Below are 14,201 nucleotides of genomic sequence, written 5' to 3' on the forward strand. Positions count from 1 at the left end.
CCTTTAATCCTTTAGTACTCGAATTATTCCGGCATGCGCTCCTCCTCGTCCTTCGCCGGGCTCCCGATGTTGCGGTACTCGACGGGCGTCATCGAAGTCCGCCGTTTGAAGAACATCGAAAAATATTCCGGATTCTCGTACTTCAGACTGTACGAGATTTCCTTCACCGGACGCGTGGTCGTGGTGAGCAGCAGCTTCGCCTCGTTCAGTTTCAACTCCTGCATATATTGGGCCGGCGAGGTTCCGGTAAACTCCTTGAACGCTTTGCGGAAACCCGAATAGCCGATATGCAACCTGTCGGCCACTTCCTTGGCCGACAGGTTTTCGTAAACGCCCTCGCGCATGATCACCTTCGCCTTGTTCATTTTGTTGATCATGTTCTCGTCGACGAAATCGCGGGTGCGGTGACGGTAATACATCAACCCGAGCAGGTGCATCACGATCCCGCCCAACGCTTGCTGAAACCCGGAACGTTCCTCGTTCGCGATATCGAAAGCCTTGATATACAGGTCGACAATACGCTCGTTAAGTCCGATATTGAACACCGGGGCCTGGTTCACGAAGAAGCCTTCGCCGACGATCCGGTCGATCACCTCCCCTTTGAACCCGATCCAGTACTCTTTCCAACCGGTATTGGCGAAAGGCCGGTACGTATGCCATACGCCGGGGAAAAGAAAAAACACCTTTCCTTCGGTAATCAGCTGCGACTCGCGCGAATCGCCGTACGTAAAAATACCTTGGCCGTCGGTGATATACAACAATTGGTATTCGCTCAGCACCCGGCCTTCGTCCACATTGAAAAAATAGCCCTGCGGATGGCTCGACGGAGGGTAATTCTCTTTCGCGGAGATCGTCTGGCTACCCACGCTGGTCACGACGAGCCCCCAGAGCTCGTCCTCTTCGGTCGAGATCAGGTACCTGGATTCGTTGTTGATGTCGGTAAGACTCATGGCGCGGCGGTTCGGTCGGCGGTCTGTACGGCAGACCGCTATGCGTATGCAAAAATAAGATTTTTTCCGGTACGATGAACAACCGATCCCTTATCCATATTGCAAAGCGCCGGACTTTTCGATGACAGTATATTAATTATCAACATATTAACATGCATTAAATCGGACGGACGCATCAAACGGCAAAAAACGGCGGCGGCAAATGCCGTTTTCCGTCAAATAATGTTCGGGACTTTGTTGCCGTTTTCCAAAAAATCGTACCTTTGCAGCGGTTTACAGTGCAGACCCTTTCGTTTAATCTTTATCTAAATGGCTAATACACCCCAGTTTGTCCCGACGGCCGAAAACACTTACGTCATCTCATATCCGATTCACGGAACGGACGCCGCTTACGATTTCGCGGCCATTCTGGCCAGGTCCAGAACCTGTGAACGGCAGGGCGACGTGGAACAGGCCTGCAACCTGCGGTACGAAGGCGTCAAGAAGCTGATGGATCTGATCCCCGACGAAGACGAAGTGCAGCTGGACTGGGAAGAAGAGGAGAACCAATCCGTGCTGGAACTGCTGAAACGGTCGGCGATCGACCATTTCCTGGTCGGCGACTTCGAAATGGCGGCGGGAATGATGGAGATGCTGCTCGACATGGACCCGGAAGACCACCTCGAAACTACCAAGCCGCTGGCATTTTGCTACCTGGCGCTCGAAGACTACGAACTTTTCGACGAAATCGTCAACGACATCAGCGACAAATATCCGGAAAAAGAGATCTTGAAGCTCTGGAGCGAATTCCGGCAGACGGGCAGCCTCCCCGCCGGCGAATTGATTCACTTCAAAAAAAGTTTTCCGGTATTTTACGCCGAGTTCACGTCGAACGTCCACGAAGTGACTCCGGAATACTTGGCCGACATCGAGAGCGAAAAGCCGCTGCGCCAGACTCTCGCCCGCGAATTGTGGCTACAGACCGAACACCTCTGGACGCAGTTTCCCGGCTTTATCGAAGCGCTGCGCAACCACTGAACGGCCGAAGGGTAAACCGGTCGCGGACCGCCGTTCGACAACGGGGAATTCGCGTCCGCCGCGCTTCGCGGAGTGCTACCGACCGTTTTCGGCCGCCCCGCAGCAAACTTTTAGAATCCATGAAACGCCCTGAAACAAAACCGCCATCCGGTACCGGCAGCACCTATCCCTGGGGGGATGCGAGACGTTACAACAGCTATTCCGGATACTTCCGGCGACTGTTCGGCACCCGCGTGCAAAAATTGTCGGTCAATGCCGGATTCTCCTGCCCGAACCGCGACGGCACGGTCTCGACCGGCGGATGCACGTTCTGCAACAACTCGGCTTTCTCTCCGTCCTATTGCACGCCGCAGAAAAACGTCCGGCAGCAGTTGGAAGAGGGAATCGAATTCCACCGCCGCCGCTACCGCACCGCGGAAAAATACCTGGCCTACTTCCAGTCCTTTTCGAATACGTATGCGTCTCTGGAGAGGCTCGAAACCGTTTTTTCGCAGGCATTCGAAGTGCCGCAGGTAGCCGGGATCATCGTCGGCACGCGCCCGGACTGCATCGACGAACGCAAACTCGACTACTTCGCCCGGCTCGCCGAATCCCGCTACGTCGTGATCGAATACGGCATCGAGTCGTGCTACGACCGCACGCTGCAGGCCATCAACCGCGGACACGACTTCGCCTGCGCGCAGCGGGCCGTGGAGGCGACGGCGGCGCGCGGCATCCATACCGGAGCGCATTTCATCCTCGGACTGCCCGGCGAAACCCGGGGGATGATGACCGAACAGACCGAACGGATCAACGCGCTGCCGCTCGACACCGTCAAATTCCACCAGTTGCAGTTATTCAAAGAGACGCCGATGGCCGAGCAGTACGCACGGCACCCGGAGGATTTCCGCTTTTTCGGCAAAGAAGAGTATATCGACTTTTTCATCGGCATCCTCGAACGGCTGCGTCCCGACCTGGTCGTCGAACGTTTCGCCGGCGAGGCGCCGCCGCGCTTCCATGCAGGCCCGGCCTGGGGACTGATCCGTAATGAACAACTGTGGGCCGAACTGGAACGCCGCCTCGAGGAACGGGACAGTTGGCAGGGAAAATCGTACGCCAGAACGATCTAATAATCAAACCGGCCGACCGCCGTTAAAAAAATCCGGAAAGTTGGAAGTTATCATTTTTTTTTATAATATTTGCAGTCCGACATCAACACTGCTGATATGACCATCATCCAACTGGAATACCTGCTGGCCGTAGCCAACTACGGCAGTTTCTCGCTGGCGGCCGAAAAATGTTTCGTGACGCAGCCTTCGCTGAGTATGCAGGTGAAAAACCTCGAGGAAGAACTGGGCGTCATCGTGCTCGACCGCAGCAAAAAACCGGTATTGCCGACGGACGCGGGCCTGGCGGTCATCCGCCAGGCAAAAGAGGCGGTACAGGCTTTCGCCATGGTGCGGGAAGTCGTATCCGACCTGCAAAACGAAATTTCGGGAACGCTGCGGCTCGGGGTCATTCCGACGATCGCTCCTTATCTACTGCACCGTTTCATTCCGGATTTCGTCCGCAAATGCCCGAAGGTCGAACTGCAGATCCGGGAAATGATGACCGGCGACATCATCCGCGCGCTCGACCGCGACATGCTCGACGCCGCAATCATGGCCGGGGGCACTTCGCCCGAAGGCATCCGCGAAGAAGAACTTTTCAACGACCGTTTCTTCGCCTACGTGTCGACCGACCACCCGCTCTGCCAGCGCAGCAACATCCGTATCGAAGATATCGACGTGCGCCATTTGCTGCTACTGTCGGAAGGGAACTGCCTGCGCGACCAGGTGATCGAACTGTGCCAAGCCCAGAAAAACATCGCCCGGCAGTACTCTTTCGAAAGCGGATCGCTCGAAACCCTGATGCGGATCGTGGACAACACCCCGAACCTGATAACGATCATTCCGGAAATGGTCGCCGACTACATCGACGAAAAACACCGTCCACAGGTCAAAACGCTGGCCAAAGGGGCCGCATCGCGCAAAATCACGATTGCGGTTCGCCGCACCTACGTCAAACGGTCGCTGATCGACGCGCTGAAAGAATCGGTCATGAACGTCGCGCGGAACTGATCCGTTTTATCTTTTGCAGGATATTTGCAGTTTTCCGGAAGGGCGCCTGAACGCCCCTCCGAAGTTATCCGTATAACTACGGGCAAAAAATTTTGAATTTATAACTTTTTCGTATCTTTACCTCCTTAAAATGAAGTAAAAACCTATGAGTAAACTGATCGATACAATCGCAGAGGCTATACAGGACAAAAAAGGAAAAAACATCATATCGCTGGATCTGAGCGGTTTCGACGGGGCTGTATGTCCCGCTTTCGTTATCTGCAACGCCGACTCGACTACGCAGGTCGAGGCCATCGCCCGGGGAATCGAAGAGAAAACGCTGGCCGATCTGGGCGAAAAAGTATGGCGCGTCGAAGGAATCACCAACAGCGTATGGGTCGTAATGGATTACGGAGACGTGCTGGTGCACATTTTTCAGACCGAGCTGCGCGATTTTTACAAACTCGAACAACTCTGGGCCGACGCTCCGGCGACCCGCTACGAATCCGAAGCGTAAGACAATATCGCAACGGGCCGACCGTTGATTTTTTTGGATAAAAGCATCACATAACAAACATGAAACCGAATCATAACAACAATATGCCCCAGTTGGGGGGCAAACGTCCGAAATTCAACATCTACTGGGTTTGGATGATCCTGGCCGTGGTGATCCTCTCGTGGGGACTGCTGGGTAACGAGAAAGTGACGCACACGACCACATGGGACGGCGTGAAGGAGATGATCGAAAAGGGAGACCTGCAAAAAATCGTCGTCGTGAACAAAGAGACGGCCGAGGTCTACCTGAAACCCGACAAGGTCGCGTCCTACTCCGACCGGAAAGAGTACAAAGGGATCACCGAACAAGGGCCCCAGTTCTCGTTCAATATCGGGTCGCTCGACTATTTCCAACACAACCTGGAAAACGCGCAAACCGAATACGATCAAGAAGTTCCGCTCAGTTTCGAAACGCGCCGCAACATCTGGGGAGATGCATTTACGCTGATCTTCCCGATCCTGATCCTCGTCGGAATCTGGTGGTTCCTGTGGCGGGGCATGTCGCGCGGCAACAATGGCGGCGGCGGCGGGATCTTCAGCGTCGGCAAGGCCAAAGCGCAGATGTTCGACAAGGATGCGAACGTCAACATCACGTTCAAGGACGTCGCCGGACTCGAAGAAGCTAAAGTGGAAATCATGGAAATCGTCGATTTCCTGAAAAACCCGGGCAAGTACAGCGACTTGGGCGGCAAAATTCCGAAAGGCGCCCTGCTCGTAGGCCCTCCGGGAACCGGTAAGACGCTGTTGGCGAAAGCCGTGGCCGGAGAGGCGAACGTGCCGTTCTTTTCGATCAGCGGTTCCGACTTCGTCGAGATGTTCGTCGGCGTCGGCGCGTCGCGGGTGCGCGACCTGTTCCGGCAGGCAAAAGAAAAAGCGCCCTGCATCGTCTTCATCGACGAGATCGATGCGATCGGACGGGCGCGCAGCAAGAACGTCGGCTATTCGTCGAACGACGAGCGAGAAAATACGCTGAACCAGTTGCTGACCGAGATGGACGGTTTCGGAACGAACGCCGGCGTGATCGTGCTGGCCGCCACGAACCGGGCCGACATCCTCGACAAAGCGCTGCTGCGGGCCGGACGCTTCGACCGCCAGATCAACGTCGAACTGCCCGACCTGAAAGAGCGCCGTGAAATTTTCGACGTGCACCTGAAAAACCTGAAGCTCGATCCGAAGCTCGACCGCGACTTCCTGGCCCGCCAAACTCCGGGATTCTCGGGCGCCGACATCGCCAACGTCTGCAACGAGGCGGCCCTGATCGCCGCCCGCAACAATAAGAAACAGGTCGAGAAGGAGGATTTCCTCAGCGCCATCGACCGGATCATCGGCGGCCTGGAACGCAAGAACAAGATCATCATCCCGTCTGAAAAACGGACGATCGCCTATCACGAAGCGGGGCACGCCACAGTAAGCTGGGTACTCGAACACGCCAACCCGCTGATCAAGGTAACGATCATCCCGCGCGGCAAAGCGCTGGGCGCGGCTTGGTACCTGCCCGAAGAGCGCCAGATCACCACGAAGGAGCAAATGCTCGACGAGATGGCCGCCATCCTCGGCGGGCGCGCATCGGAGCTGCTGAACTTCGGCAAAGTATCCACCGGGGCGCTGAACGACCTCGAACGCGTGACCAAACAGGCTTACGCAATGGTCGCTTACTACGGAATGAGCAGCGAAGTGGGGAACCTGAGTTTCTACGATTCGACCGGACAGAACGACATGGCGCTGACCAAACCGTACAGCGAACGGACGGCGCAGGAGATCGACGCCGAAGTGAAGAAGCTGATCGACGGAGCCTTCCAGCGTTCGCTGGAAACGCTCGAAAAACACCGCGCCGGGCTGACCCAGTTGGCCGAACTGCTGCTCGAACGGGAAGTCATTTTCGCAGAAGACCTCGAAAAGATATTCGGCAAACGCAAAGGCGAAATCCGCAAAGAACTGGAAGTCAAAATCGAAGAACCGTTGAACAGTGAGCCGTCTGCTGAATAAAACGCTGTATGTCCGGACGCTGAGCGGCATCGCGCTGCTGATTGTCGTACTGGGAACGGTGCTGTGGTCGCCGTACAGTATGCTTGCATTGGGCGTATTTCTCACGGCCGGAATCATGCGTGAATTTTACCGAATCGGGCGGCTTACCGGCGCGCGGCCGCTCACGACATATCCGATCGTCGTCGGAGCGGCGATCGTCGTTCTCGCTTTCCTGATAAAAACGGGCACGCTTGCGCCGGTCTGCCTCGCGGCGGCGCTTCCGGCGGTCTTCGTCCTGTTCATCGCCGAACTCTATCGCAAACAGCCGTCGCCGTTGACGAACATCGCATGGGAAATCGCAGGGATCGTCTATGCGGCGGTACCGATGGCGCTGTTCGTGACCCTTCCGGTCGCCGTCCGCGGCGCGGCGATCGACTATTCGCCGGCCGTCCTGCTGAGCATCCTGTTTATCGTCTGGGCCAACGACGTGGGCGCTTACCTGTTCGGCGTGGCGTTCGGACGGCGCAAACTGTTCGAGCGCATCTCCCCGAACAAATCGTGGGAAGGATTCTTCGGCGGGGTAGCCTGCGCCGTGGGCGTGGGTATGCTGGTCGCGCTGTGGCAGGACGCTTCGGTTCCGGCATGGGCCGGGGCCGGGGGAATCGTCGCCGTTACCGGGGTTTTCGGCGACCTGGTCGAATCCATGTTCAAACGTTCGGTCGGAATCAAAGACTCCGGGAACATTCTTCCGGGACACGGAGGCTTCCTGGATCGCTTCGACGCGCTGATTTTGGCATTGCCTTTTGTTTACACCTATTTTAGCATTATATTTACGCTCTGAAACCCAATCTGAGATAGTATGAAAATCCATAAGGAGGGAGCTCCGATCATCCTGTGCGCCGCGGCTCTGGCAATCGTTCTTGCCGTACTTTCTTTCTGGTTGCTGCCGACAGCGGCGGCATGGATCGTATCCGTGGCGGCATGGATCGGCGTACTGTTCATCACCTCCTTTTTCCGAAGCCCGTCGCGGCCGCTGTTGCAGGACGACGGAGCCGTGTATTCGCCGGCGGACGGAACGATCGTCGCGCTCGAGGAGGTCGAAGAAAAAGAATATTTCAAGGACAACCGGATCGTGGTATCGGTCTTCATGTCGATCTGGAACGTGCACATCAACTGGTTCCCGGTTTCGGGAACGGTCGATTACTTCCGACACCACCACGGGCTGTTCCTGGTGGCGTGGCACCCGAAATCGTCGGAAGACAACGAACGGACGACGACGGTCGTGGACATGGGAGGACAAAAAATCATGTTCCGCCAGATCGCCGGTATGGTGGCCCGACGGATCGTCTCTTACGCCCGCGTAGGGCACCGCGTCGAACAAAATTCGCAGTGCGGATTCATCAAGTTCGGCTCGCGGGTCGATCTGTTTCTGCCGCTGGACGCCGACATCCGGGTCAAGCTCGGCGACAAGGTGGTCGGTACGCAAACGCTGATCGCACGGCTGAAAAAGCAGTAGTTTCGGCCGGGTTATGCCGGAATCCGCTCCCCCAAAAAAGAGATAAAGACATTCCTACTCTTGAGACCTAATTTATAAAGATGTCTAAAATATACCGGTATATCGTTGCAGGGGTCATCACGGCAGTGGTTCTGTTCCTCGTGTGGTACTTCAGCAACGTGGTCGCGTATATCCTGACGGCGGCGGTGCTGGCGATGATCGGCAAGCCGCTGACCGACCTGCTCAGCAGGCTGCACATCGGCAAGACGCGGCGGCTGCGCGTTCCCCGCTGGCTGGCCGCCCTGTGCACGCTGCTCATGATCTGGATCGTCATCGTCGGACTGTTCGGGCTGTTCGTCCCGATCGTTTTCCAGAAGATCAATGAATTTTCATCGCTCGACATCCCGCAGCTCATCGGCTATTTCCACGAGCCGCTGATGTCGCTCGAACACTTCATCAAACAAACGTTCGCCATCCGGGACGACGAATTCTCGATCATCCAGGCCATCACCGAGCAGATCAAGCCGCTGCTGAACATCAACCTGATCAACAACCTGCTCGCATCGATCGTCAATACGGTCGGCAACGCGGTCATCGCGGCCTTCTCGATCTCGTTCATCACTTTCTTTTTCCTGAAGGAAAGCAGTCTGTTTTACGACATGGTCATCATCATGTTCCCGAAAAAATACGAAGCGAACATTTCTCGAGCGCTCGACTCGGTAACCAACCTGTTGGTGCGCTACTTCACCGGAATCGTTACCGAATCGGCGCTGATGACCGTGATCGTCTCGATCGGCCTGCTGATCTGGGGCCTTTCGCCGCACAACGCGTTGGTGATCGGGCTGATCGTCGGCGTGCTGAACGTGATCCCGTACGTCGGTCCCACGATCGGTATCGCGATCGGCATTTTCATCGGCGTCACCGGTATGCAAGGCGACGTCTCGACCGGCGGGATGGCGCTGCGGATCGCCGGGACGATCCTGTTCGCGCAGGGCGTGGACAACTTCGTCCTCCAGCCGGTACTCTATTCGAACCGGGCCAAAGCGCACCCGCTGGAGATCTTCCTGGTAATCCTGATCGCCGGATCGCTGGCCGGCGTGCTGGGTATGTTACTGGCTATCCCGGCCTACAATGTAATCCGCGTCTTCGCCAAGGAATTTTTCAACAATTTCCGCGTCGTCCAGAAACTTACCGAAAAAATCTGACGGATTCCGGACAAATTTTATTAAATTTGTTTGTCTTTTTTGCGGGCGGCCCGTAAAAAAGAAGTCGCTTTTCCCTAAAATTTTACGCTCATGCGCAAACTGTTCCCGCTGCTCGTCCTGAGTCTGCTGCTGTCTTCGAACGCCGCCGTCGCCGAAAAAGCGGCCGAACGCGGCGTAAATTCCGAACGGCTGATGCTGGCGGGAGACCGCCCCGACCCTTCGATCATCCGAGACGGAGATACCTATTATATGGTGCATTCTTCGTTCGAATACGCGCCGGGCCTGCTGATCTACCGATCGAAAGACCTGGTGCGCTGGGAACCGCTGGTCAATGCGTTGCACCGGTACGTGGGATCGGTATACGCCCCGGATATCGTCAAACACAACGGCCGGTGGTACATCTATTTTCCGGTGGTCACTCCGGCCCATACGACCAACATGGTCGTATGGGCCGACTCCCCGGAAGGGCCGTGGAGCGAACCGGTCGACTTGCAGATCGGCGGGATCGATCCGGGACACGCGGTCGATGCGGAGGGAAACCGCTACCTGCTGATGAGCAACGGCTACCTGGTTCCGCTGGCCGCCGACGGGCTTTCGGCGACCGGCCCCGCACGAAAAGTTTACGACGGATGGGAATTTCCGAAGGAGTGGGACGTAGAAGGATTCTGCCTCGAAGGGCCCAAAATCCGAAAAATAGGAAAATACTACTATATGCTGACGGCCGAGGGAGGAACGGCCGGGCCGCCGACCAGCCACATGGTCGTCGTCGCGCGGGCCGAGCGCCTGACCGGCCCGTGGGAAAACAGCCCGTACAATCCGCTGGTACATACCTACTCCCCGGACGAGCGCTGGTGTTCGAAAGGACACGGGACGCTGATCGACACCCCCGACGGACAGTGGTACGTCGTTTACCACGCCTATGAACGGGGATTCTACACGTTGGGTAGGCAAACGCTGATCGAACCCGTCGCCATGACCGAAGACGGCTGGCCCGCCGCGGTTGCCCGTCCTGCGAAAAAACAGCCGGCGAAACAGGAAACCGCCGCTTCTTTCTCGGACGATTTCTCGACCGACCGGACCGGAACGCAATGGCAGTTCGCCGGGGAATACGACCCGCAGCGGGCGCGCCGAGAGAACCGTACCCTCGTGATGCAGGCCTGCGGCAACGACCCGTCCGACGCCTGTCCGATGCTGTTCGTTACCGGAGATCATGCCTATGAAATGGAGGTCGAAGCGGAATGCGCGCCGGAAGCAGTCGCCGGACTGGTGCTCTTTTACAATCCGAAACTTTATACCGGAATCGGCCTGGACAAAGGACGCCTGGCAATCCACGTGCTCGGCAGGGCCGAGTCGTTCGACGTGCAGCTTCCCCGGCACGTCTGGTTCCGGCTGCGGAACGACCGGCACGTCGTCTCGTTCTGGTACAGTCCCGACGGACGGAATTGGACGAAGGCAGACAAAAGCTGCGAAACCTCGGGCTATCACCACAACATGGCCGGGGAGTTCCTGAGCCTGCGGCCGGGGATCTACGCGGCGGGCTGCGGCGAAGTCGTTTTCAGGAATTTCAAGTACAAAACATTATAAAACAACCACAAACAAATCAAACGGAATGAAAAAAATCCTCTTTCTGAGCTTGTCGTTGCTGACGGCCGCCGGGATGTCGGCCAAAGTGACGCTGCCGTCCGTACTGGGCAGCAACATGGTGCTGCAACAGCAGTGCAACGCCAATCTGTGGGGCAAAGCCGCCCCGTCGAAAAAAGTAACGGTCACCACTTCGTGGGACAACCGCAAATACACCGTCCAGGCTGCCGCCGACAGCACCTGGAAGACGGCGGTCGCCACGCCTGCCGCCGGAGGACCTTACTCGATCCGGATCAGCGACGGCGAAGCGATCGTACTCGACAACGTGATGATCGGCGAAGTCTGGATCTGCTCCGGGCAGTCGAACATGCAGATGCCGGTCACGGGCTTCCCCGGACAGCCGGTAGTCGGTTCGAACGAGGCGATTCTGAACGGGACGAACAGCGACATCCGGATGTTCGTAGTACGCCGCGAAGTGAGCGACCGGCCGCTGGACGATTGCAACACCGACACCGGATGGCAGGAAGCTACGACCGAAAGCGTCGCCGGATTCACCGCCGTCGGCTATTTCTTCGGCCTGAACCTATACAAAGTGCTCGGCATTCCGATCGGCCTGATCGAAACGGACTGGGGCGGAACCCGCATCGAAACCTGGATGGACATGGAAACCGCCCAAAAAGTAGAACAAAACCAAGTTGAAAAAGACAAAAACCATCAGGCCCCGAATAAGACCGCACAACTGTACAACGCGATGATCCATCCGTTGGTCAACTACACGGCCCAGGGATTCATCTGGTATCAGGGCGAATCGAACATCCACACCGGAAACGCGCACCTGTACAGCCAGTATATGCAGCAGCTCGTCTCGCTGTGGAGAAACGAGTGGGGCAACCAGCAGATGCCGTTCTACTACGTCCAGATCGCGCCGTTCGTTTACGAAGGCGACGACAAAACCAGCGTACCGCTGATCGTCGAACAGCAGCTCGCCGCAATGGACAAAATCCCCTATTCGGGTATGGCCTCGACGACCGATATCGGCAGCGGCCCCTGCATTCACCCGTCTCAAAAAATCCCCGTAGGCGAACGTCTCGCCCTGCTGGCGCTGAGCAAAACCTATGGCAAGAAGGGCCTGATCTGCGAAAGCCCGCGCTTCGAATCGGTGCGTTTCGAAGACGGCAAGGCGATCGTGCGTTTCAAGACCGAAGGTACGCTGGGCCCGGATTATTCGGGACGGATCAAAGGCTTCGAGATCGCCGGAGCCGACAAGATTTTCGTTCCGGCACGGGCCGAATACATCGTCGGACAACCGGAGATCGCCGTCAGCTCGACGATTGTCGAGAATCCGGTCGCCGTGCGCTACGCGTTCCGCAACGTACCCGACCAGACGACACTGTACAATACCGGAGGACTGCCCGCGTTCCCGTTCCGCACGGACGACTGGAACGATGCGCAGTAAAACGGCTGTTCCGCGCAGCCGGCAAGCGTAACCGGCCGGCCGACAGCAATAATAAAAATAAAAAAGTGCACCGTCCGAGGGACAGTGCACTTTTTATTTACAGACTCCGGAAACGAATCTTACCGTTTCGAAATATCCTGGTATTCGACTTCGAGCCCTTTTTCGTACAGCGTCATCGCGCGGCGGCTCATACCCATGCTCGAGAATCCGCCGTCGTGGAACAGATTCTGCATGGTCACTTTACGCGTCAAGTCGGAAAAAAGCGTCAGCACATAGCCCGCGCAATCGTCGGCCGTCGCATTGCCCAGCGGAGAGTTCCGGTCGGCGTAATCCATCAGGTCGCCCATCCCCAGCACGCCCTTGCCGGCGGTCGTCGGCGTCGGCGACTGCGACACGGTATTGATCCGGACGAATTTTTCGCGGCCGTAGATGTACCCGAAACTGCGGGCGATCGACTCGAGCAGCGCCTTGGCGTCGGCCATGTCGTTATAACCGTACAGCGTCCGCTGCGCGGCAATATACGACAGCGCCACGATCGAAGCCCAGTCGTTCAGCGCATCCTTTTTACGGGCTACCTGAATCACCTTATGGAACGAAATTGCCGATATATCGAGCGTTTTGGTCAGAAAATCATAATCCAGATCGTCATAAGTGCGTCCTTTGCGGACGTTCGGGGACATCCCGATCGAATGCAGGATGAAATCGAACTTGCCGCCGAAATGCTCCATGGTCTTCTCGATCAGGTTCTCCAGATCGGGTACGCTGGTGGCGTCGGCCGGTACGACGATGGCGCCGCACGCCTCGGCCAGTTGATTGATGGTTCCCATGCGGATCGACACGGGAGTATTGGTCAGCACGATCTCCGCTCCCTCTTCCACGGCTCGCTCGGCCACTTTCCACGCGATCGAGTCTTCGTTCAGGGCTCCGAAAATCAGCCCCTTCTTTCCTTTCAACAAATTATACGACATCTTTATTCACTTTTGATCGGCGCAAAGGTAGTCAAATATGTCGAACTCCAAAAAGGGGATTACTGCGGCACGAAAATGTAGGTGATAGTGCCGCTCTGCTTATCGGACCCCGTATCCTCCACGTTGAAACGAGAATTGCGGGCCGCCAGAATGGCCATGTCGTTGATGCAACTGCTGTTGGTCGAGCTCTCTTTCATAGATGCCGAGACGACCTTGCCGTTGCGGTTCACGGTGATGTTCACGGTCACTTCGCCGCCGCCCTCGCACTGGTAGGCCGGCATGTACAGCGAAACGTCGCGGCGGCCCGGCAGCCAGTAGGATATCAATACGCTGCCTTTCTGCTTGACGCCGCTCTCCTTTTCGCCCTCCTTCGCTTCGCGCTGGGCCTTGCTGCGGGCGATCATCTCCTGTTCTTCGCGGCGGCCCTTCGCAAAAGCGTCCTGCGAAGCCTTCACGCGTCCGGCTACGGCCGCAGCCTCTTCGTCGAGCCCCTCCATAAAATCGGCGATCGATTTCGACGAGGAAGCGCCCCCGCCCGCAGTCGACGCCGTCGTACGGCCGACCGACTCCGAACGGCCGTTCTCATCGGAGATCCGGTTTTTGACATTGCTGAAATCGTCCCCCTCGTCCTGCTGCTCGGGCACCTGCTGCTGAAGCGTTTCGAGCGCCTGCTGCATATCGGTCAGGTCGATGTACATCGCTCCCTCGACGCGCTCCTGGTTCATCGCGATTTTTACCGAAACGAATACGATCCCGAAAGCCAGGTAAGCGATAATCATGCAGCACAGTCCCACCCGGTGCTCATAAGCCCATGAGCCCAGATCGGTGGGGCCTTTTTCGAAAGGCAGCCTCGGCCGCGGCGGCCGGACATTCGGCGGTACCGGACGCGCAGGGGGCGCCGGTTTGCTTGTTTCCTGCATCGTTTCCCTAT

General features: G+C 57.0%; 13 protein-coding genes. 10 read left to right on the top strand and 3 right to left on the bottom strand.

The window, feature by feature from the left end; translation table 11 throughout:
• Nucleotides 1–23: 23 nt before the first annotated feature.
• Nucleotides 24–950, bottom strand: a complete 927-nt coding sequence (locus tag C1A08_RS03180) for an AraC family transcriptional regulator (protein ID WP_101571336.1) — start codon at nt 948–950, stop codon at nt 24–26.
• A 309-nt stretch (nt 951–1,259) separates the two neighbouring features.
• Between C1A08_RS03180 and C1A08_RS03185 the strand changes: the two genes are divergently transcribed.
• The 10 genes from C1A08_RS03185 (at nt 1,260) to C1A08_RS03230 (ending at nt 12,302) form a co-directional block, all read left to right on the top strand.
• The gene (locus C1A08_RS03185) at nt 1,260–1,967 is read left to right on the top strand and encodes a hypothetical protein (protein WP_101571338.1); all 708 of its coding nucleotides are present in this window, start codon (nt 1,260–1,262) and stop codon (nt 1,965–1,967) included.
• Between the two features lie 119 nt (nt 1,968–2,086).
• The gene (locus C1A08_RS03190; RefSeq protein ID WP_055202053.1) at nt 2,087–3,076 is read left to right on the top strand and encodes a TIGR01212 family radical SAM protein; all 990 of its coding nucleotides are present in this window, start codon (nt 2,087–2,089) and stop codon (nt 3,074–3,076) included.
• A 96-nt stretch (nt 3,077–3,172) separates the two neighbouring features.
• Nucleotides 3,173–4,066, top strand: coding sequence for a hydrogen peroxide-inducible genes activator (locus C1A08_RS03195; protein WP_055202055.1), 894 nt, complete (start codon nt 3,173–3,175; stop codon nt 4,064–4,066).
• Nucleotides 4,067–4,211: 145 nt separating this feature from the next.
• On the top strand, nt 4,212–4,562 hold the full coding sequence (gene rsfS, locus C1A08_RS03200) for a ribosome silencing factor (RefSeq protein WP_055202057.1): 351 nt from the start codon (nt 4,212–4,214) through the stop codon (nt 4,560–4,562).
• Between the two features lie 59 nt (nt 4,563–4,621).
• Complete coding sequence (ftsH, locus tag C1A08_RS03205; protein WP_055202059.1) at nt 4,622–6,586, top strand: ATP-dependent zinc metalloprotease FtsH; 1,965 nt, start codon at nt 4,622–4,624, stop codon at nt 6,584–6,586.
• On the top strand, nt 6,567–7,406 hold the full coding sequence (locus C1A08_RS03210) for a phosphatidate cytidylyltransferase (RefSeq protein ID WP_228385760.1): 840 nt from the start codon (nt 6,567–6,569) through the stop codon (nt 7,404–7,406). The genes ftsH and C1A08_RS03210 overlap by 20 nt, the downstream gene beginning before the upstream one ends.
• Nucleotides 7,407–7,424: 18 nt before the next feature.
• Nucleotides 7,425–8,081, top strand: coding sequence for a phosphatidylserine decarboxylase family protein (locus C1A08_RS03215; RefSeq protein WP_101571340.1), 657 nt, complete (start codon nt 7,425–7,427; stop codon nt 8,079–8,081).
• A gap of 80 nt (nt 8,082–8,161) precedes the next feature.
• Nucleotides 8,162–9,265: an AI-2E family transporter gene (locus C1A08_RS03220; protein ID WP_101571342.1), complete on the top strand. Its 1,104-nt coding sequence runs from the start codon at nt 8,162–8,164 to the stop codon at nt 9,263–9,265.
• 90 nt (nt 9,266–9,355) lie between these two features.
• Complete coding sequence (locus C1A08_RS03225) at nt 9,356–10,849, top strand: family 43 glycosylhydrolase (protein WP_101571344.1); 1,494 nt, start codon at nt 9,356–9,358, stop codon at nt 10,847–10,849.
• 25 nt (nt 10,850–10,874) lie between these two features.
• A complete protein-coding gene (locus tag C1A08_RS03230) occupies nt 10,875–12,302 on the top strand; it encodes a sialate O-acetylesterase (protein ID WP_101571346.1) in 1,428 nt (475 codons plus the stop codon).
• Nucleotides 12,303–12,421: 119 nt separating this feature from the next.
• On the opposite strand, the gene C1A08_RS03235 is transcribed toward C1A08_RS03230, so the two are convergent.
• Together C1A08_RS03235 and C1A08_RS03240 are read right to left on the bottom strand one after the other, a co-directional pair.
• Nucleotides 12,422–13,270, bottom strand: coding sequence for an enoyl-ACP reductase FabI (locus C1A08_RS03235; protein WP_101571347.1), 849 nt, complete (start codon nt 13,268–13,270; stop codon nt 12,422–12,424).
• A gap of 59 nt (nt 13,271–13,329) precedes the next feature.
• Entirely contained in the window at nt 13,330–14,190 is an 861-nt protein-coding gene (locus C1A08_RS03240; protein ID WP_180951510.1) for an energy transducer TonB family protein, read from the bottom strand.
• Between the last annotated feature and the right edge of the window lie 11 nt (nt 14,191–14,201).

The organism is Alistipes sp. cv1, from assembly GCF_900240235.1.
Lineage (GTDB): Bacteria > Bacteroidota > Bacteroidia > Bacteroidales > Rikenellaceae > Alistipes_A > Alistipes_A hominis.

Coding starts and splice junctions, on each gene's coding strand:
- C1A08_RS03180 (WP_101571336.1), bottom strand. CDS start 950: ATGAGTCTTACCGACATCAACAACGAATCCAGGTACCTGATCTCGACC.
- C1A08_RS03195 (WP_055202055.1), top strand. CDS start 3,173: ATGACCATCATCCAACTGGAATACCTGCTGGCCGTAGCCAACTACGGC.
- C1A08_RS03240 (WP_180951510.1), bottom strand. CDS start 14,190: ATGCAGGAAACAAGCAAACCGGCGCCCCCTGCGCGTCCGGTACCGCCG.
- C1A08_RS03230 (WP_101571346.1), top strand. CDS start 10,875: ATGAAAAAAATCCTCTTTCTGAGCTTGTCGTTGCTGACGGCCGCCGGG.
- rsfS (WP_055202057.1), top strand. CDS start 4,212: ATGAGTAAACTGATCGATACAATCGCAGAGGCTATACAGGACAAAAAA.
- C1A08_RS03185 (WP_101571338.1), top strand. CDS start 1,260: ATGGCTAATACACCCCAGTTTGTCCCGACGGCCGAAAACACTTACGTC.
- C1A08_RS03215 (WP_101571340.1), top strand. CDS start 7,425: ATGAAAATCCATAAGGAGGGAGCTCCGATCATCCTGTGCGCCGCGGCT.
- C1A08_RS03190 (WP_055202053.1), top strand. CDS start 2,087: ATGAAACGCCCTGAAACAAAACCGCCATCCGGTACCGGCAGCACCTAT.
- C1A08_RS03220 (WP_101571342.1), top strand. CDS start 8,162: ATGTCTAAAATATACCGGTATATCGTTGCAGGGGTCATCACGGCAGTG.
- C1A08_RS03235 (WP_101571347.1), bottom strand. CDS start 13,270: ATGTCGTATAATTTGTTGAAAGGAAAGAAGGGGCTGATTTTCGGAGCC.
- ftsH (WP_055202059.1), top strand. CDS start 4,622: ATGAAACCGAATCATAACAACAATATGCCCCAGTTGGGGGGCAAACGT.
- C1A08_RS03225 (WP_101571344.1), top strand. CDS start 9,356: ATGCGCAAACTGTTCCCGCTGCTCGTCCTGAGTCTGCTGCTGTCTTCG.